15 protein-coding genes are annotated in these 19,050 nt (G+C 60.7%); 14 read left to right on the top strand and 1 reads right to left on the bottom strand.

Annotated elements, in window-relative coordinates:
- Positions 1 to 24: 24 nt before the first annotated feature.
- Positions 25 to 1,254: a trypsin-like peptidase domain-containing protein gene (locus IPM84_10745; protein MBK9093240.1), complete on the top strand. Its 1,230-nt coding sequence runs from the start codon at positions 25 to 27 to the stop codon at positions 1,252 to 1,254.
- 174 nt (positions 1,255 to 1,428) lie between these two features.
- Entirely contained in the window at positions 1,429 to 3,267 is a 1,839-nt protein-coding gene (gene ftsH, locus IPM84_10740) for an ATP-dependent zinc metalloprotease FtsH (GenBank protein ID MBK9093239.1), read from the top strand.
- 55 nt (positions 3,268 to 3,322) lie between these two features.
- Here the strand turns inward: ftsH and IPM84_10735 are convergent, their stop codons facing one another.
- Positions 3,323 to 6,403 carry a tetratricopeptide repeat protein gene (locus tag IPM84_10735; GenBank protein MBK9093238.1) on the bottom strand — a complete coding sequence of 1,027 codons (3,081 nt, stop codon included), beginning with the start codon at positions 6,401 to 6,403 and terminating at the stop codon, positions 3,323 to 3,325.
- Between the two features lie 458 nt (positions 6,404 to 6,861).
- Between IPM84_10735 and IPM84_10730 the strand changes: the two genes are divergently transcribed.
- The 12 genes from IPM84_10730 (at position 6,862) to IPM84_10675 (ending at position 19,038) form a co-directional block, all read left to right on the top strand.
- Entirely contained in the window at positions 6,862 to 7,716 is an 855-nt protein-coding gene (locus IPM84_10730) for a type 1 glutamine amidotransferase domain-containing protein (GenBank protein MBK9093237.1), read from the top strand.
- Positions 7,717 to 7,756: 40 nt separating this feature from the next.
- Positions 7,757 to 9,463, top strand: a complete 1,707-nt coding sequence (locus IPM84_10725) for a thiamine pyrophosphate-binding protein (GenBank protein ID MBK9093236.1) — start codon at positions 7,757 to 7,759, stop codon at positions 9,461 to 9,463.
- Positions 9,464 to 9,489: 26 nt separating this feature from the next.
- A complete protein-coding gene (locus tag IPM84_10720; GenBank protein MBK9093235.1) occupies positions 9,490 to 9,936 on the top strand; it encodes a nuclear transport factor 2 family protein in 447 nt (148 codons plus the stop codon).
- A gap of 149 nt (positions 9,937 to 10,085) precedes the next feature.
- Complete coding sequence (locus tag IPM84_10715; GenBank protein ID MBK9093234.1) at positions 10,086 to 10,898, top strand: nuclear transport factor 2 family protein; 813 nt, start codon at positions 10,086 to 10,088, stop codon at positions 10,896 to 10,898.
- Between the two features lie 60 nt (positions 10,899 to 10,958).
- Positions 10,959 to 11,396: an FHA domain-containing protein gene (locus tag IPM84_10710; protein MBK9093233.1), complete on the top strand. Its 438-nt coding sequence runs from the start codon at positions 10,959 to 10,961 to the stop codon at positions 11,394 to 11,396.
- 24 nt (positions 11,397 to 11,420) lie between these two features.
- Positions 11,421 to 14,387, top strand: coding sequence for a molybdopterin-dependent oxidoreductase (locus tag IPM84_10705; GenBank protein MBK9093232.1), 2,967 nt, complete (start codon positions 11,421 to 11,423; stop codon positions 14,385 to 14,387).
- An 81-nt stretch (positions 14,388 to 14,468) separates the two neighbouring features.
- Positions 14,469 to 15,332 (top strand): xanthine dehydrogenase family protein subunit M, encoded by an 864-nt coding sequence (locus tag IPM84_10700; GenBank protein MBK9093231.1) that lies wholly within the window; start codon positions 14,469 to 14,471, stop codon positions 15,330 to 15,332.
- An 86-nt stretch (positions 15,333 to 15,418) separates the two neighbouring features.
- A complete protein-coding gene (locus tag IPM84_10695) occupies positions 15,419 to 15,838 on the top strand; it encodes an ester cyclase (protein MBK9093230.1) in 420 nt (139 codons plus the stop codon).
- Positions 15,839 to 15,969: 131 nt separating this feature from the next.
- Entirely contained in the window at positions 15,970 to 17,493 is a 1,524-nt protein-coding gene (locus IPM84_10690) for an FAD-dependent oxidoreductase (GenBank protein ID MBK9093229.1), read from the top strand.
- 57 nt (positions 17,494 to 17,550) lie between these two features.
- The gene (locus IPM84_10685; GenBank protein MBK9093228.1) at positions 17,551 to 17,943 is read left to right on the top strand and encodes a nuclear transport factor 2 family protein; all 393 of its coding nucleotides are present in this window, start codon (positions 17,551 to 17,553) and stop codon (positions 17,941 to 17,943) included.
- Positions 17,944 to 18,008: 65 nt separating this feature from the next.
- Positions 18,009 to 18,578, top strand: coding sequence for a DJ-1/PfpI family protein (locus IPM84_10680; protein ID MBK9093227.1), 570 nt, complete (start codon positions 18,009 to 18,011; stop codon positions 18,576 to 18,578).
- Between the two features lie 40 nt (positions 18,579 to 18,618).
- A complete protein-coding gene (locus IPM84_10675) occupies positions 18,619 to 19,038 on the top strand; it encodes a VOC family protein (protein ID MBK9093226.1) in 420 nt (139 codons plus the stop codon).
- Positions 19,039 to 19,050 lie beyond the last annotated feature (12 nt).

Here is a 19,050-nt window from a genome sequence, read left to right as displayed (position 1 = left end):
GAATAGCTGATTTGAGTCGTCAGGATGAATAGCTCAGGACGCGACACGGGCAGTGGCGTCGCGGAGGTTTGTGTGCGTCGTCATTCGATCTTGTTTGTTTTCAGCTTGCTGGCCCTGGCCGCGCTGGCCTGCGGGCCGCTGCGGTTGCCCAGCTTGCCGCGCCTGGCTACCCCGACGCCTGCGCCCACGGTGACGCCCGTGATCATGGTGGTGACGGCCACCCCGGACCCGCTGGCCGTGGCGGCCGGGGCGGACCTGGCCGAAGAGCGCGTGATTCGTGTGTATGAGCAGGCCAGCCCGGCCGTTGTCAACATCACGAGCCGGGTCGTCGTGCGCTCGTTCTTTTTTGGCGCCTATCCAGAAGAGGGCAGTGGCTCTGGGTTCGTGTGGGACGCCCAGGGACACATTGTGACCAACTATCATGTGGTAGAAAATGCCGATTCGTTGGCGGTCAATTTTGGCGACGACAACGCCGTCAGGGCCACGGTGGTGGGCGCCGATCCGCACAATGATCTGGCGGTCATTCTGGTGGATACGCTGCCGGCCGGCGTGGAACCATTGGTTGTGGGCGACTCCAGCACGCTGCGGGTGGGCCAAACAGCCATTGCAATCGGCAATCCCTTTGGCCAGTTCGAACGAACCTTGACCACCGGTGTGGTTAGCGCCCTGAATCGCACCATTGAAACCGATAGCCAGGTCCTGCGGGGCGCCATCCAGACCGACGCCTCCATCAACCGCGGCAATTCGGGCGGGCCATTGCTCGATAGCTTGGGGCGCTTGATTGGCGTCAACTCGGCGATTTTTAGTCCGAGTGGCACCAGCGCCGGGGTCGGTTTCGCCATTCCGGTCAATACGGTCAAAAAAGTGGTGCCGGTGTTGATCGAACGCGGTCGTTTTCCACATCCGTGGCTGGGTGCGATCGGCTACGATATCACCCCACGCCTGGCCCAACAGCTGAGTCTGCCGGTGGAACAGGGCCTGTTGGTGGCACAGTTGTACGAAGGTAGCCCGGCCCTGCAGGCTGGGGTGCAGGGGGCGCGGCGTGAGGTGATTGTAGGCAATCGGCGCATGTTCGCGGGCGGCGATATCATCACGGCGATTGATGAGCAGCCGTTGCGCGCGTGGAAAGACCTGGACGCCTACCTGGAAGCGAAGACTGAGGTGGGACAGGGAATTACCCTGCATCTGCTGCGCGAGGGTCAGGCGCAAACGATCACGATCGAACTGGCAGAAGAACCGCCCCATTTGTCTTGAACCGCCTGCAGGCGCCGCCCGCTGCGTTGGTAAGTCGCGCTACGGCGCCAAGCGGCCCCTGGCGCGACACTGCACGCCGTGGATCGGTACCGGATCGTGCTTGTTACTATTGGTGATTTTGGCAGTCTAAACGAGTGAGAAAGCGCCATCTTTGGCGGAGGGTATTGAATAGACATGGTTCCGAAAGTGTTCCGCAATGGATTAGTCTACTTGCTGTTGTTGACGGCGCTGGCTGCGTTCGTCTTTACATCGTTTTCGCGCACGCGGCCCGACGTGCCCGAAGTTGCGATTGCCGACCTCGCGCGCGAGGTGACGGCCGGCTTTGTGCAGCGCATCGCCATCAAGGGCAATGAACTCCAGATTACTTACAAGCCTGAGTACAAGTCAACCACGGCGATTGTGCGCAAGGAAGACGGCATCAGCCTGGGCGATACGCTGAAAAATCTGGGCGTGCCGGATGACAAACGCCAGGCTATCGTTGTGGAAGTGGTCGCGCCGAGTCGCTGGGAAAACTGGGGCGCCATCCTGGGCACCCTGCTGCCGCTAGTCCTGGTGGGCGCTTTTTTCTTCTTCCTGATGCGCCAGGCGCAGGGCGCCGGCAACCAGGCTTTTGCGTTTGGCAAGAGCCGCGCCCGCATGTTTACCGGCGAGAAGCCAACGGTGACCTTTGCCGATGTGGCCGGTGCGGATGAGGCCAAAGAAGAGCTGCAGGAAGTGGTTGAGTTTCTCAAAGAGCCGCAGAAATTCGCCGCACTGGGCGCGCGTATCCCCAAGGGGGTCCTTCTCATCGGCTCGCCTGGCACCGGCAAGACCCTGATGGCGAAGGCGGTTTCGGGCGAGGCCGGCGTGCCCTTCTTCTCCATTTCCGGTTCTGAGTTCGTTGAAATGTTTGTGGGTGTGGGCGCCAGCCGTGTCCGTGATCTGTTCGAGCAGGCCAAGCGCAGCAGTCCATGCATCGTTTTCATTGATGAAATTGACGCCGTCGGTCGCCATCGCGGCGCCGGCCTGGGCGGCAGCCATGATGAACGCGAGCAGACCCTCAATCAACTGCTGGTAGAGATGGATGGCTTCGATACGGATACGAACGTCATCATCATTGCGGCCACCAACCGGCCCGACATTTTGGACCCCGCCCTGCTGCGTCCCGGTCGTTTCGATCGCCAGGTGGTGATGGATCGGCCGGACATGAAGGGGCGCAAGGCCATCCTGGAAGTTCACGTCAAGGGCAAACCTTTGCTTCCCGACGTCAACCTGGAAACATTGGCCAGGCAAACGCCGGGCCTTGCCGGTGCGGACCTGGAGAACATGGTGAATGAAGGCGCCATCCTGGCTGCGCGTCGTAACAAGCGCGGCATTGGCATGGCCGAGTTCCAAGAGGCGATCGAGCGGGTGATTGCCGGACCCGAGCGCCGCAGCCGCCTCATTTCGGCACACGAAAAGGAAGTAATCGCCTTTCATGAGGCCGGCCATGCGGTGGTGATGCATATGCTGCCCAACTGCGACCCCGTGCATAAGATCAGCGTGGTCTCACGTGGCATGGCCCTGGGCTACACGATGCCCCTGCCCAAGGAAGACCGGGTTCTCTATTCGCGTGACAAGTATCGCGATGACCTGGCCGGTTTACTAGGCGGCCGCGTGGCAGAAGAGATTATCTTTGGCGATGTCACCACAGGAGCCAGCAATGACCTGGAGCGCGTCACCAAACTGGCGCGCCAGATGGTGACGCAGTTTGGGATGAGCGACAGCCTGGGGCCGCTGCAGTTTGGTCAGCGCGAAGAGATGATTTTCCTGGGGCGGGAGATCAGCGAGCAGCGTAACTACAGCGAAAAGGTTGCCCGTGAGATTGATATGGAAGTGCGCCGTTTCATTGATGAAGCCTATGAACGTGCGCGTTCCATTCTGTCAACGTACAAAGAGAGGCTGACCGCGGTGGCGCAGCGTCTCATGGAAGTGGAAACGCTGGACATGTCCGAATTTGCCGCCATGTTGACGCCGGCGCCTGCGACCGCGTGATCACGTGATGGTCGCAAAAAGGCCCTGATCGCCGCGGCGATCAGGGCCTTTTTTGTTACTCCTTTGACTCGGCTAACAGCGCAGAAACCAACGCCGGCAGACCCTGCTGGTGACTGCGCGCTTCACAGGCGCGCAGCGTCTCAGGCGGCAGTCTGTCCGTCAGCTCCGACAGAAGGCCGCTCGCCCTCGTCCTGGTCGCAACGGAGCTGGCGCGGTGGTGTAAAGGAAACGTAACCAATGCCACGACCTGTTCAAGCGCGCCGCGCTGCAGAGCCAGGTTGGCCATGCCAACCAGGATCGAAAGAATGCGAGGCATCGCTTGAATTTCCACCCCAATGCGCAGCGCCGCCTGCAAAGAGGCGCTGGCCCGGCTGTATTCTCCCTGGGCGCAGGCGATCTCACCCAGGCCAGACAAGGCCAGCAGGATGGCGGTCCGCTGCCCAATCTGGCGAGCCACAGAGAGGCACTCGCGATAGAAGGTTGCGGCCATGGCATAGTCCCCGGACGACGACGCCAACAGGCCCAACTGATCGAGGGCGGCCGTCATCTCATATGGATTGCCCAACTCACGGCTAACCAGCAGGCTTTCATTGAGGCGCTGGCGCGCGGTGACAAAATCGCCCTGGTCGGCGCTGAAACGGCCAAGAGCGCCGAGCGCCGAGGCCACGCCCTGCATGTCGCCAGCCTCCTGCCGAATTTTCAGGGAACGTCGCAGCATTTCCTGAGCCTTCGTTTCGTCGCCGTCCAGATGCGCGGCCACGCCTCGGTGATGCAGGGCCGCGGCCAGGCAAGACCGATCACCGAGGATTGGCGCGACGGCCAGACTTTCATCCAGCAGATGGATGGCCGCAGCCAGGTCGCCGCCGGCGCCCACCAACTGGCCGAGGTGAGTCAGAGCAAAGGCCATCTCGCGTTTGTTGTTCGCCTGGCGCACGATCATCAGCCCAGATTCCAGAAGCGTGCGCGCACGGGCATTGTGGGAGAGGCGCCCCAAGAGAATGCCCAAGCGAATTTGCAGCCGGCCCAGCAGAAGCGTGACGTCAGACCGGGCAGCAGCAGGCGTGCCGCTGCTCCAGACCCGAACAGTCTCCTCGAACAGTTCACTGCCGCGCACAAACCAACTCCGCACTTCGAAGAAGCGGAACAGGCTCTCAAGGGCCTGGTCTATCATCCGGTCACGACGCCCGGCAATGGCCCAGCGCCACATGGCGCCCACGTTGTCCAGTTCAGCGTTGATGTCATCCAGTGCCTGCTTCTGCTGCGATCCAAGGAGCAACGGCTCCTGTTTAGCCATGAAGCGTGCCACATAGGACGCGTATCGTTCACGCACCATGTCTTTTTCATCTGCGGCTTCGTTGAACTTCTCCTGAGCGTAGTATCGAACCAACTGATGAAGCCCATAGCGCTCTCGACCACTGCTGTAAAGCAGTGATTTGGCGGCCAGGGCCGTGAGCACAGCAGGCGTAGCGCCGGTCACAGACAACGCGGCCTGTTCGCTAATGGTGCCTTCGAAGACCGCCAAGCGGCGCACGGTGCGTTGTTCTTCGGGGGTGAGTAATTTCCAGGTGTGATCGAACACGGCGCGCAAGCTACGGTGGCGGATGGGGACATCGCGCATGGCGGTGTGCAGAAAATCGAGGCTGCGTTCGATGCGTTCGGCAATTTCGGCGCAGGAGAAATCACGCGCCCAGGCCGCGGCCAGCTCGATACCCAACGGAATCCCATGCACCTGGCGGCAGATGCGCACGATGGGCGCTTTGACCTGGTCGGTCAACGCAAATCCTGCACGAATCTGGGATGCCCGCGCCACAAACAGGCGCACCGCATCGTAATCCTGGGTGGCGCCATTGAGGTGACCGTTCGGAATCTGCATCCCGTCCACATCGAAAATCCATTCGGCCTGCAACTGCAAGCGCTCTTGCGAGGTGACCACAATGCGCAAACCTGGCGCGGCGTGCAGCATTTGGATGATGAAACTGCCGGCTTCCACCAGGTGCTCGAAATTGTCGAGGACGAGGAGCATCTGTTTGTCGCGTAGATAGTTCAGGAGTTGCGCTTCAGGCAGTTCGTGGCCGTAAAAAACCAGTTGCAGCACATCGGCCAGGGTCACCACCAGGTGGGCCGGCGATTGGAGAGAGACCAGCGGCGCCACAAACACCCCATCCCGAAAGTGAGAGGCCTGCTGGGTTGCCAGCTCTAGCGCCAGGCGCGTCTTGCCGACGCCGCCTGGGCCAACCAGGGTCAGCAAGCGACAGGCGGGGTCATGGAGGCGCTTGGTCAGCATGGCTAACTCACTCGCCCGGCCGATGAATGGCGTGAGTTGCGCGGGCAAAGCCAGCCCGCGAGGCGCCATCGGCTGTACGGTGGAAACCGGCCATGACGGCTCGGCCACAGACCAGGTGCGTTGGCTGGGAGTTTCTTCGGCGCGTATGCAGTCGTAGAGGGCCACCGTCTCTTTGCTGGGGGAGACGCCCAATTCATCGCTGAGCACGCGGCGGCAGGTTTCGAAGTGAGCCAGGGCGGCGTCGCGTTGTCCACTCAGGGCCAGGGTGTGCATGATATGACGGTGAGTTTCCTCGCGCCAGGCCTCCATGCCTAACTCACGCCAGGCCAGGGCAAGCGAGCGCTCGTACTGACCTTGCCGCTCATAGAACACGGCCAGGGTGCGCAGGGCGCCGAGCATTTGCCGGTGATAGTGGCGCCGCTTCTTTTCTACCCACTCCTCGAACGCGCTGCTGTCATCGAGAAAAAAGCCCTCCAAAAACTCGCCGCGATAGAGATCAATGGCCTGCTGCAAGCGGTCCACGCAGGTGGTGCAGGCTTCGACGTGCAGGTGGTCGTGATGGCGACAGGCTTCGAGGAGTGAATCGAACAGACGCACGTCAAACCAGGCCTGGCTGGAATCGGGAAAGTGAACCGCTTCGCGGGTCAAATGAAGGAAGGGGGTGGGGCTTTGGTTGTCTTGCAGCAAACGGCGCAGGTTCGAGAGCGCCTGCCGCAGATTGTGACGCGCGGCATCCTCAGGTCGCTCAGGCCACAAGAAACCTGCCAGCGCGTCACGTCGCTGCGGGTCTTGCGCTTCCAGGGCCAGATAGGCCAGGAGCGCGCGCATCTTGTCATATTCGAACTGGGCCACAGACTCATGGTTGAGTTTGGCTTGAAATGATCCCAATAGAAAAAGTGCCAGATGAGTCATGGCATTAACAAGGTTTAATCAAGACAAAAGTACTCAAAGTTGTATTTTACCTCATCAGGTCAGATTTTTTGACGTTCTCTTGACGATAGCCTGGTACACTAATAGTATCTGGTAAACAATTCATTTCCACTCAACGCCGTTCTGTTGCCAAACCCATTCTGTGATCTGATTCTTTTTGTAAGAAAAATCCCGTTTAGTGATGCAAGCATGAAGTATACCGTACTGCGCACCTGGCGCATGTAGGTTGTGTGACAGTTGCTTCCGGTGAAGAAATTCACCTGGTTGCGGTTAGCGTTGTTTTGCGCCCCTGGTTCACCGTTGTTTTGTCGAAAGCAGTCATGGAAGTACCTCTGTGACCGGGCATTCGAAGTGATGATTCAAACTAAGGAGACTTACGCATGTCAAAGAAGGTCTTGGTCGTTTTGTCTGAGTGGGGTTACTGGGGCGAGGAATTGGTCGGCCCTTACGATGTGCTGGCCGCACGTGGATATGAGATGGACTTCATGACGGCAAAAGGCAGGAAACCGCCTGCGTTGCCCCCCAGCATGGAGCCAGGATATCTGGATCCGCCGCTGGATAAGGTCGTGACCGACGAGCACTACGCCACCCGGACGCGACAGATTCACGAGGCGGACCTGTTGAACAACCCCATCAACCTGTCCGAGTGGTTCCCGCAGATGCCGTATTTCAATAGCCCCAGCTTCGGGCACGAGCTTGAGGCGTACCACAACAAGCGCGCCGAATGCTGGAAAGACCTGGAGAAGTACGATGCGCTGCTGCTGCCTGGTGGCAGCGGCCCCATGGTGGACATGGTGAACAACGAGCGCCTGCACGACGTGATCCTGGGGTTCCTGGCCCAGGGCAAGCTCATCGCCGTCGAGTGCTACTGCGTGACCTGCCTGGCCTTCGCCCGCGATTGGAATGACCGCAAGAGCATCATCTGGGGCAAGCACGTCACCGGCCATGCCCGCGAATACGACTATAAGGACTCGACTGGCTTTGCCCAGATGTACGACTACGACGGCAAGCCAATGAATACGTCCGCTAATTTCGGTCCGCCGTTCTATCCGCTGGAGTACATCCTGCGGGATGCGGTCGGCCCGGAGGGTCAGTACCACGGCGGCGTCGGCCACACCATCTCCACGATCCTGGACTATCCGTTCCTTACCGGCCGCTCGACGCAGGACTCGCGTCTCGTCGGCGAGCTGATGATCGAGGTGCTGGAAAACGGCCTGCGCCGCTATGGCTGGTAAGCCGTCGCGCGCAATCTAAATCCCGCTTATGAGGCAATGTATGACACAAAAGACAGGTCGCTTCGCCATCATCGAGCAGTTCCTGGCCGACGGGATGCACTTCATGTTTGGCAATCCAGGCACCGTGGAACAAGGCTTCCTCGATGCCCTGGCTGAATATCCCGCGATGAAGTATATCCTGACCCTGCAGGAGAGCGTGGCCGTGACCATGGCCGATGGCTACGCGCGGGCGACGCAAAAACCGACACTGGTCCAGTTGCATAGCACACCGGGGGTTGGTAACGCCATTGGCGCCCTTTACCAGGCCAAGCGCGGACATTCTCCCCTGGTCGTCATCGGGGGGGATGCCGGCATCCGCTATCAGGGTCTCGATGCGCAAATGGCCGGCGACCTGGTGGCGCTGGCCGAGCCGGTCACGAAATGGGCCACGATGGTGGTTGACCCTTCCTCGCTGCTGCGCGTGCTGCGGCGCGCCATCAAGATTGCTGCGACGCCGCCGATGGGGCCGGTATATGTCTGCATTCCCCAGGACATCATTGATGCCCCGCTGGTCGAGGACGTGGTCCCGACCTCCATCCCCTCCACGCGTTCAGCGCCCGATCCGGAGTTGCTCAGGGAGGCCGCGGCGCTGTTGGCGGCGGCAACCAAACCCATGATCTTCGTGGGTGATGGCGTGGCCTATTCCGGCGCGCAGGACGAGCTGACACGCGTGGCTGAACTGCTGGGCGCCGAGGTGTGGGAGGCAGACGCCGGCGAAGTCAACATTGACTACCGCCATCCACTGCACCAGGGCATGACCGGGCACATGTTTGGCTATGCCAGCAAGCCGATCATGGTCAAGGGCGACGCTAATCTGATTGTGGGCACCTATGTGCTGCCAGAGGTCTTTCCTGAACTGGGCAACATCTTCGCCCCTGGCGCGGCGGTTATTCACATTGACCTCAACGCGTATGAGATTGCCAAGAGCCATCCGGTGACGCTGGGCATGGTGGCTGACCCCAAGCGCAGCCTGGCCATCCTGGCAGACATCCTGGCAGCCACGATGACCGCCGAGCAGAGGGCGCAAGCTCAAGCGCGCACCGCCGCGATCGGCGAGATCAAGGCCGCCAGGGAGGCCGCCAACCTGGCCCATGATCGCGAGACACGTGACAAGGCGCCACTGACGATGGCGCGCTTCATGGAAGAGCTGGCGCCGCAGTTGCCGGCCGATACCATCATCTTCGATGAAGCACTGACCAGTTCACCGGCCGTGGTGCGTTATCACCCACCCTCGCGCACCGGTCAATACTTCGTGACGCGGGGCGGTTCTCTGGGGGTTGGCATTCCCGGCGCCCTGGGCGCCAAACTGGCCAATCCTGACAAAACGGTCATCGGCTTCACCGGCGACGGCGGCTCGATGTACACGATCCAGGCCCTGTGGTCGGCCGCGCGGCACAACATCAACGCCAAGATTATCATCTGTAACAACGGCTCGTACCGCCTGTTGCAGTTGAACATCGCGGCCTACTGGAAAGAACGCGACATCCCGGCGCATGATTTCCCGCTGAGCTTCGACCTTTCCCATCCGCCGCTCAATTTTGTAGACATCGCGCGCGGCATGGGCGTGGCCGGGGTGCGCGTGGAAAAACCGTGGGAGATCGGCCCGGCCATTACGCAGATGCTGGCGCATCCGGGGCCTTTCCTGATTGACCTGGTGCTCGCAGGCGACACCCACCCGGAGCGCGTGGGCAATACGTGCGGGCAGTAAACCAATATGGAGACAAACAATTCGCTATGAGTACACCATTGCAGTTAGATGAAATTAAGCGCCTTGTGGCCGCGTGGTACCGTGCGCTTGACAACCATGACCCGATCGAAGATGTCTATCCCCTGCTGAGCGAATCGGGCCTGAATATCCAGTTCCCGGATGGCGACATCCATGACTACGCCTCGTTCAAAACATGGTATGACCGGGTCACCAACCTGTTCTTCGATGAGAATCACTACGTCCAGACCGTGGACGCCCAGATCAATGGCGACGAGGCGGTGGTGGATGTGGTGGTCGGTTGGCAGGCCAGTTGGTGGGAGCCGCCGGCAGCGAAGAGCAAACGCGTCTCCATGGATGCGACCCAACGCTGGACTGTGCGCCGGTCAGACAAGAATCGCTACGGTCTGCAAATTGTGGCCTATAACGCCACGGTGAAGCCGTTCGCGTACGCGCCAGGATTTGCACGACTCTAGCCAGGACAACGTCCATCGTGGCGGCCCCGCAATCCGGCGGATTGCGTTACAGGCCGCCACGACGGGCCTTGTCAGGTTCGTTGTTCATGATCTGTATGAACGAGATGTGACGAACTTGTGATGAGCTGTAGATGAGAGGAACCGAATCCATGCATGTATCAATGACCATTAACCAAAAGCCCCATGAGGGAAATGTGGAGCCGCGTATGCTCCTCGTTGATTTTCTGCGCGACGACCTGGGGCTGACCGGGACGAAGATAGGCTGTGATACCGGCCAATGCGGCAGTTGTACCATCATGCTCAACGGCATTTCGGTGAAGAGTTGCACCATGCTGGCGGTGCAGGCCGCAGGCGGCGACATCGGCACCATCGAAGGCGTTGCGCACGCGGGCACGCTGACTACCCTGCAGGAAGGGTTCTGGGAGCGCCACGGCTTGCAGTGTGGCTTCTGCACACCGGGCATGGTCATGTCATTGACCGACCTGCTGCAGCATAACCCGCACCCAACCGAAGCAGAAATCCGCCGCGGCCTGGAGGGCAACCTCTGCCGCTGCACCGGCTACCAGAATGTGGTCAAAGCCGTGCAGTACGCGGTTGAGAAGACGAACAGCCTGGTACACATGATTATTGACACGCCAGGCAAAGCCTTCTACGAGCGCCAGGTGCGTTATCTCATTGCCGGCAACCCAGACGCGTTGGTCGAAGACAACTATCATGAGGATGCCGTCGTCGCCTCGTTCGATTGGACGGTGCGCGGCCATGCAGCCCTCAAAGAGCACTTCCGCAACTACATGCGCTGGGTGCAGATCAAAGAAGTGGTTACGACCGAAAAATTTACAGAGTCCGAAAACTCGGTCTCATTCGAGGCCACCGTACGCACGAATCGAGGCACCGTGCGCGTCTACGATGTCTTCATGCTGAAGGACGGCAAGGTCAGCTATCATTTCACCGGCGTCAAGTAGGATCGCCCGGAAACAGGGTTACGTTGCAAAAAAGTCAGTACGGAAGGCGGTAACGATACGATGCCCGGTTCATTTCAGCTATCAGTACAGCGCGGCCAGATGGTCGGCGAGTGCTTCGAGATTGAGCAAGCCACAGTCATCATTGGGCGTGACCCGGCTTGTGATTTTGTGGTGGACGATCCGCTCGTCTCACGTCGGCATGCCCAGGTGACGAAGGCGAACGATACGTTCACCATTCAGGATTTGGGCAGCACAAATCGCACCTTTGTCAACGGCGTACAGGTGATGACGCCGGTGGTTCTGAAACAAGGTGATGTGATTAACCTGGGCAAAAATGTAACCTTATGCTTCGAACCAACCGACGGGGCCAATATCACCCTGTTGGCAATTGACAAGGCCAGGAAGGCAGCCCATGTGGCCGAAATCACCAATGATGCCTATTTCCAGGACCTGCAGAAGATGGCTAAGCAGATCCGGCGCGGCAAGGGATCGAGCTGACGGGCGAAAGGGGAACACACGGAAATGACGGAAATCAAGGATTCGTTTCGACTGGTTGTGCAAGAAGGCATTGCGGCCGGCAAGGTCTTCGAACTGAAGGAGGATGTGGTCACCATCGGGCGCGATCTGGTGAACGACATTGTGTTGACTGACACCGAAGTGTCACGCCGACACGCACGCCTGGCACGCTCGGATGACGGCTTCACGATCGAAGACATGAACAGCACCAACGGCACCAGTGTCAATCAAAACCGGCTCATGGGGGTGATGAACTTAAGTCCCGGCGACACCATCTCCCTGGGCAAGACGGTCAAGGTGGGCTACGAGAGCATGGCCGAGGTGGATGAGCATGCCACCGTGATTATTCAGTCGGGCACCACGATGCTCTGGGAGTCAGGCATTCGGGCGCAAGAGGCGAAGGCGGCCGCGGCTACGCAGGCGCCCCCCGGGGAGAATACGCCCCCACCCATGCCCGCGCTGCGGGAAACAGCGCCTGTCAGCGCGCCGGCAACCCCACCAACCACGACAGTCAGCAGCAATGGCGCCACGGCAGCGGACGCAAAGCCCGCCGACACCGTCAAGGTGACGCCACGCGCAGGCAAGATCTTGGGCGCACGCCTCAAGCGCAAGGAAGATCCGGAGATGCTGCGCGGCGAGGCCAAATTCACCGCTGACCTGACTTTGCCCGGCATGCTCCATATGGCCATTCTGCGCAGCGAGTACGGTCATGCGCGCATCAAGAGTATTGATATCAGCGCGGCGCTGAAGATGCCCGGCGTGGTACGCGTGTTGACCGCGGCTGACATTGAAAACAAGATGATGCCCCTGCCCTGCGTCTGGATTCCGGGCGGTGTGGTGAGTCACTTCCCCTCGCATCCCTTTGGCGTACCTGGCGCCGGCAATGTCCTCGCCACCGATCGTGTGCGCTATACCGGTGATCCGGTGGCGGTCGTTGTGGCCGAAACACGCTACCAGGCCTATGACGCACTCTCCGCGATCAGGGTGGACTATCACCCGCTGCCGGTGGTGGTGGATGCCGAAGAAGCGTTGAAAGCGGGCGCGCCGCAGTTGCATGACGAAGTGGCGAACAATCTGAACGCCTACATTCCGTATGGCAACAAAGAGGCGGCCGAGCGCGCCATCGCCGAAGCTGAGGTCAAGGTCTCTCTGTCCATTCGCAACCAGCGCACCATCAACAGCCCCATTGAACCACGCGCCGCCATCGGCGAATACGATGCCGGGACCGGTGAGTTCACCCTGCGCTCTTCGACTCAGTCACCGCACGATCATCGCCTCTTGTTGGCGCTGATGATTCTGGGGGTGCCCTTCAACAAGGTGCGCGTCATTGCGCCGCAGATCGGCGGCAGTTTTGGCACGAAGGGTTATGTCTACGCGGACATGCCGTTGGTGCTCTACCTGGCGCGTGAGCTGGGCCGTCCGATCAAATGGGTTGACACACGCAGCGGGCTGATGCGTTCCACGGTCCAGGGCCGCGATCAGAAGATGTACGCCACGCTGGCCGGCACACGTGAGGGCAAGATCACCGCGCTGCACTGCACCAGCTATGCCAACCTGGGCGCCTATCCATCCACCATTGGCCCCGGCGTAGCTACGGCCATGGTTGGGCGCAATGTCACCAGCGTCTACGATATTCCCAATCCGTTCTGCGAAGTCTACGCGGTGTTCACCAACGTGGTTTCGCTCGGTGCGCAGCGCGGATCGGGCCGGGCAGAGGCAACCTTCATGATCGAACGCCTGATTGACCGCTTTGCCCAAGAGATCGGCATGGATCCGGCCGAGGTGCGGCGCAAGAATCTGGTCCAAGCCGCGCAGTTACCTTTCGACAACCGCATGGGCTGGATGTACGATTCGGGCGACTACCCCACGTCGCTGGAAACGGTGCTGGCGATGGCTGGCTATGCGGACACGACCGCCCGCCGTCAAAGCGCCCGTCAGCGCGGCAAGCGCTACGGCATCGGGATGGCGCCCTTCATTGCGGTCAGCGGCGTCGGCCCCTCCTCACGCATGGCGAAGGAGGGCATGTTGGGCGGCACCTGGGAAAGCGCGAACATCAAGGTACACCCCACCGGCGAGATCAGCGTCATCATCGGCTCCAAACCGCACGGGCAGTCGCATGAGACCACCTTCGCCCAGATCGTGGGCGAGGTGCTGGGCATTGACATCAGCCAGATCGAAATCCTGCACTCTGACACCAAACGCGCCCCCTTCGGACAGGGCAGTTACGGCAGCCGATCCTTCAGCGTTGGCGGCGCGGCGACTCTCAAGGCGGCCCTGGAGATCAAGGCAAAGGTCATCAAAATGGCCGCGCACATGTTCAAGGTGCCCGAAGCGGAGGTTGTCTACGAGGATGGCAAGGCCTATCCGAAGGACAACCCGGAGAAGAAGCAGACTCTGCAGGAAATCTCGCTGGCGTTGTGGTACGGTTGGGACATGCCGCCAGGTATGGAGCCGAGCCTGGATGTGACCACCTTCCTCGATCCGCCCGGCTTCAACTTCCCCTACGGCGCGCAGGTGGCCGAGGTGGAAATTGACGAGCAGACCGGTCAGGTCGAGGTGACGCGCTTCTTCGGCGTGCATGACGTGGGGACGATGGGCAACGCGATGGTCCTCGACGGCCAGGTGCATGGCGGGATCACGCACGGCCTGGGTCAGGCGCTCTTCGAGCAGGCCATTTACACCAGTGAAGGCCAGTTGCTGACGTCAAACCTGACGGAATACCCGCTGCCGCGCGCGACGCAACTACCAAACTTCGAGATTGCCAGCATGGTGACCCCGACGCCGCACACCGAGTTGGGCGCCAAGGGCGCCGGTGAGATCGGTACAATCGGCGCGGCCGCGGCGGTGGGCAATGCGGTTTGCAATGCCCTGGCCGACCTCGGAATCCAGCATCTGGAAATGCCATTCACACCGGAGAAAGTCTGGCGCGCGATGCGTGACGCCCAGGCCGCCGGCAGCCAGCGACGGGTATGAGTACTCCGCATCAAGGACTGAAGACTGGGGAGAACGGCGCCGGACGCCCACTCTCACCCGTTGCCGCAGGAGCATAAACGTATGATTCCAGCTTCTTTTGATTACGCAGCTCCCAGCAGCCTGGAGGAGGCCATCACCTTACTGCAGGCGCACCCGGGAGCCAGAATTCTGGCCGGTGGGCATGATTTGCTGACGCAGATGAAATTGCACCGCCTGGCGCCGCCGCTGCTCATTGACCTGCGGGAGGTTCGTGGCTTGCGCGGCATCACCACCCTGAGCAACCCCGACTTTCTGCAGATTGGGGCCATGACCACCTGCACCGAAATAGCCCTGCATCCTGAGATCCGGACGCACGCCGCGGCCCTGGCCGAAGCGGCGGACAGTATCGGCGATGTGCAGGTGCGCAACGCCTCGACCATCGGCGGCAACCTGGCTTTTGGTGACCCAGCCGCCGATCTGCCGGCCGCGCTGCTGGCGCTCGAGGCGTCCATCCTGACCCAGGGTGCGCATGGGCCACGCCACATCCCGGCCGATCAGTTCTTCATCGGTTCGTTCCGGACGGCTCTCGAAAGCGATGAAGTGATCACGTCGGTGCATATTCCGCTGCCGAAAACCGGGCAGCGCAGCGCGTACGAGAAATTCAAGAACCCGGCCAACGGCTATCCGGTCGTGGGAGTTGCCGTCAGCCTGCTGCGCCGAGACGACGGCACGATTGTCAGTTGCCGGTTGGGCCTCACCGGCAGCGAGGCGCATCCCCAGCGCCTGTATCAAGCCGAAGAAGCGCTCAAGGGCCAAAAGGCCAGCGCGGCGGCGTTCGCGGCCGCGCTGAGCCAGGGCGTGGCCGGTTTGAAGGGTCGCAGTGACCTGTTCGCATCGGGTGAGTATCGCGTTCACCTGGTCACAATCCTCGCCGAGCGGGCGCTGACACGTGCCCAGGCCGGTTGAAGCCGAAGAATCGTTCGTTAAATTCGTGAAATTCGTGACACAAAACGATTCATGAATTCCTAAATCAGATCACAGGAGAAAGTATCATGTCAGACGCCGTTTCGATTGGTCGCCGTTTCTTTGAGGAGTTGCTCGGCAAGGGCGATGCCAGTGTCGCCGATGAAATTCTTGCTGACAACATCGTGATGTATCACCCCAGCAGCCCGACGCCGATCACGCCGCGGGCAGCCGTGCAGGGTTTCCTGGGCGCGTTCCGTGCCGGATTCCCCGACATGCACATGGTCGTCGAGGACGCGTTTGGCTCCGGTGACAAGGCCGCGGTGCGCTGGCACATGCAGGGCACGCACACCGAGAACCTGTTTGGCATTCCGCCCACAGGCAAGGCCGTCAGCGTCAAGGGCATCAGCGTGGTGCGTGTAGCCGACGGCAAAATTGTTGAGGACTGGGTGAGCGAGGACACGATGGGCTTGATGCAGCAATTGGGCATCGTCCCGACGATGGGTTAATTCCCTACGAGTCAGGCTGAGCATTGCCAACGTCGAGAAGGCGGGCAACGCTCGTCCCGAGTCGCCGCTGCTGCTTGGGCGCCGGCCAATGGGTTGGCGCCCAGGCGAACCGTTGCAAGGAGTCATGACACATGGCAACAGAAAAATACGATTATATCATTGTGGGCGCGGGGGCGAGTGGGTGCGTCATTGCCAATCGCTTGAGCGCCAATCCGGCCCTGAAGGTTCTGATTCTGGAAGCAGGCGCCACGGATACCGATCCTGGTATTCATGCATTGGGCGGGTTCGTTCCGCTGTGGGGAGGCGATTACGATTGGAAGTTCGCCACCGAGACGCAGAAGGGCATGGGCGGGCGCCAGATCATCATCAACCAGGGCCGCGTGATCGGCGGCGGCACCTCGATCAACGCCATGATGTATGTGCGGGGCAATCGCCGCAACTACGATCAGTGGAACGCGCTGGGCGCGGATGGCTGGAGTTTCGACGATGTGCTGCCCTACTACAGGCGCATCGAAGACTACGAGGGGGGCGCCTCCGAGTATCACGGCGTGGGCGGTCCGCTCAAGATTCGCGATTGTCCTGACCCCGCGATGCGCTCGGAGGCCTTCCAGGTCGGTGCGACCGAACTGGGCTACGATGGCCCCAACTGGGACAACAACGGCGCCCGCCAGGAAGATGGCGCGGGTTTCCTGCAGTTCCATGTGGATGACCAGGGCAATCGTGCCAGCGCGGCCACCGCGTACCTGGCCCCAGCCATGAAGCGGCCCAACCTGACCGTGCAGACCGAAGCCGAAGTGACGCGTGTCCTCTTCAGCGGCACGCGCGCCAGCGGCGTGGAATACGTGCGCCAGGGCCAGACGCTGCAGGTGGAAGCCGAGCGCGAGGTCATTCTGAGCGCAGGCGCTTTCCTGTCGCCCAAGCTGCTGCTGCTCTCTGGCATTGGCCCGGCCGACCATCTGCGGGAGCTTGGCCTGAAGGTGCTGGTTGATTTGCCCGGTGTGGGGCAGAATTTGCAGGATCACGTGCAACTGCCGGTGGTCTTTCGCTCGCTGGTCAATCTGCCGCAGCCCGACTTGCTAACGGGCAATGTGCTGTTTGTGCGCACCCGGCCGGGGATGGACGCGGCGCCGCCCGATCTGCAGATGAACTACACCCCGGCGGTGCCTAAGGCGCTGGCGCCGGTGATGAACTTTGGCGGCCCGGCCAGCATCTTCCTGCCCATCCTGATTCAGCCGTACAGCATCGGTGAGGTGCGACTGCGCTCAGCCGATCCGCTGGCGGCGCCGTCCATCAACCCCAACTATCTGCAGCAGGATGCGGATGTGCAGGTGTTGGTGGCCGCGGTCAAGCTGGCGCGCGAGATCATCAACACGAAGGCTTTTGCCGGGTTGAACGGCGGCGAACTCGTGCCTGGCCCGGACGCTGACCTGGTGGCTTTCATTCGGGCGCAAAGCTCGACCCTGTGGCACCCCGCGGGCACCTGCAAGATCGGCTACGATGCGCGTGCTGTGGTTGACTCTGCGCTGCGCGTCTACGGTGTGCAGGGCCTGCGTGTGGCCGATGCCTCGGTCATGCCCACGGTGACGAGTGGCAACACGGTGGCGGCCTGTTTCCTGATCGGCGAAAAAGCGGCCGACATGATTCTGAACGCCTGAGCGACGCGCCAGCCATGGGTATGGCCGTCAGCAACGATTTCTGGAGGTAACTTTATTATGAAGAACGTGCCGGACACCGCCCTGGGCCGCATGTATCGTGAGCATATTCAACTGATCCTGGACAAGAACATTGACGCCTTGCTCGCTCAGTACACCGATGACTGCCTGCTCATCAGCAGCTTCATGAAAACACCGCTCTACTACCGCGGCCAAGAGCAGTTGCGTGAGCACATGCAGGGGATTCTGGGCATCGAGGGCCTGGAGACCGACATCGCGTTCTGGGCCGAGACCGAAAACCCGCAAACGTTGATGATCGTCGAAGCGATCCAGATGACCGCCGGCGGCCAGAAGGCCGAAATGCGTTTCGCCGACAGTTGGGTGTTGCGCGAGGGCAAGATCATGATCCATTTTGCCGGCATGACCCAGTATCCAGATGGTTCAGTCGCCTGACGCAAGGGCGGAGTGTCGGACTTCCGCAGTCACGCAGACTGCGGAAGCCAAATAAAGGGGTAGGTATGCGATTACAGGGCAAGAAAATCGGCGTCTTGATCGAAGGCGACTTTTACGAGAAGGAAATCTTTTACTACGAGCATCGTTTTCCCGAAGAAGGCGTAGAGCTTCATTTTCTCAGCCGCTTGTGGGGCCAACCGTCGCTCACCTTCCTCGGTCACGAGTACAGAGCGCCCTTTGTCTGCTTCGAGAGCTTCGAGAATATGAGCGACGAGGAATTGCGCAGTTACAGCGCCATCATCGTGCCGTCCGGCATGGTGTCGGACCGCCTGCGCTACACGGATGACGTCACGAAACTGCCTCCGGCGACAGCCTTCATCCAGCGCGCCTTTGCTGAAAAGGACGTTCTCAAGGGCATCATCTGTCATGGCATGTGGTTGCTGGCGCTGGTGCCGGAGTTGGTGCGCGGGCGTCCGGTGGTGGTACACAACAACCTGGTGGGCGATGCGCGCAACATGGGCGCCATCTACACCGACCAGGACGTGGTGGTGGATGGCGATCTGGTGACAGGGCGCACGGGCGGCCATTGCCACCAGTTTGCCCGCCAAATCATTGACCTGCTGGCTGAGCGCTAACGGTTCGCTGCGGACAGGCGCAGGAAAAAGGGAGAAAACGATGTTTCATCATATGGCTATTGCCTGCCAGGACATGGCCGCCATTGAACGCTTCTACAGCCGCTACTTCGGCTTTGCGCGTGGGCGCGTCATTGCCCTCGGTGACACGCAGATCATCTTCTTGCGGGCCGGCAACGCCTATTTGGAGTTGTTCCAGGCCAAAGAAGATTCACCGCTACCGCCCAACGAGAAGGACGGGCCCTGGTTTCCAACCTGGCGCCACATCGCGTTCCAGGTGGCGAGCGTGGATGCCAAGCTGGCCGAACTGGGCGAGGCCGCCAGGATTACGTTGGGGCCGTTCGATTTTGACGCTTTCATTCCGGGCTGGCGCACCGTGTGGGTCGCGGACCCGGAAGGCAACATCGTGGAGATTACCCAGGGCTACGCGGACGAAGAAAACCCGCCGCCCTTCCCCGGTTAGAAGTTGGTAGAA

Origin of the sequence: Candidatus Amarolinea dominans (assembly GCA_016719785.1) — a bacterium.
Taxonomy (GTDB): Bacteria; Chloroflexota; Anaerolineae; order SSC4; family Amarolineaceae; genus Amarolinea; species Amarolinea dominans.
The sequence above is the reverse complement of the archived record's forward strand: the minus strand, read 5'-3'. Positions and strand labels throughout refer to the sequence as shown.

What these genes read in the sequence shown, in the direction of transcription:
- IPM84_10720 (MBK9093235.1), top strand. Translation starts at nt 9,490, where the DNA reads ATGAGTACACCATTGCAGTTAGATGAAATTAAGCGCCTTGTGGCCGCG.
- IPM84_10710 (MBK9093233.1), top strand. Translation starts at nt 10,959, where the DNA reads ATGCCCGGTTCATTTCAGCTATCAGTACAGCGCGGCCAGATGGTCGGC.
- IPM84_10725 (MBK9093236.1), top strand. Translation starts at nt 7,757, where the DNA reads ATGACACAAAAGACAGGTCGCTTCGCCATCATCGAGCAGTTCCTGGCC.
- IPM84_10685 (MBK9093228.1), top strand. Translation starts at nt 17,551, where the DNA reads ATGAAGAACGTGCCGGACACCGCCCTGGGCCGCATGTATCGTGAGCAT.
- IPM84_10705 (MBK9093232.1), top strand. Translation starts at nt 11,421, where the DNA reads ATGACGGAAATCAAGGATTCGTTTCGACTGGTTGTGCAAGAAGGCATT.
- IPM84_10700 (MBK9093231.1), top strand. Translation starts at nt 14,469, where the DNA reads ATGATTCCAGCTTCTTTTGATTACGCAGCTCCCAGCAGCCTGGAGGAG.
- IPM84_10690 (MBK9093229.1), top strand. Translation starts at nt 15,970, where the DNA reads ATGGCAACAGAAAAATACGATTATATCATTGTGGGCGCGGGGGCGAGT.
- IPM84_10715 (MBK9093234.1), top strand. Translation starts at nt 10,086, where the DNA reads ATGCATGTATCAATGACCATTAACCAAAAGCCCCATGAGGGAAATGTG.
- IPM84_10675 (MBK9093226.1), top strand. Translation starts at nt 18,619, where the DNA reads ATGTTTCATCATATGGCTATTGCCTGCCAGGACATGGCCGCCATTGAA.
- ftsH (MBK9093239.1), top strand. Translation starts at nt 1,429, where the DNA reads ATGGTTCCGAAAGTGTTCCGCAATGGATTAGTCTACTTGCTGTTGTTG.
- IPM84_10680 (MBK9093227.1), top strand. Translation starts at nt 18,009, where the DNA reads ATGCGATTACAGGGCAAGAAAATCGGCGTCTTGATCGAAGGCGACTTT.
- IPM84_10695 (MBK9093230.1), top strand. Translation starts at nt 15,419, where the DNA reads ATGTCAGACGCCGTTTCGATTGGTCGCCGTTTCTTTGAGGAGTTGCTC.
- IPM84_10745 (MBK9093240.1), top strand. Translation starts at nt 25, where the DNA reads ATGAATAGCTCAGGACGCGACACGGGCAGTGGCGTCGCGGAGGTTTGT.
- IPM84_10730 (MBK9093237.1), top strand. Translation starts at nt 6,862, where the DNA reads ATGTCAAAGAAGGTCTTGGTCGTTTTGTCTGAGTGGGGTTACTGGGGC.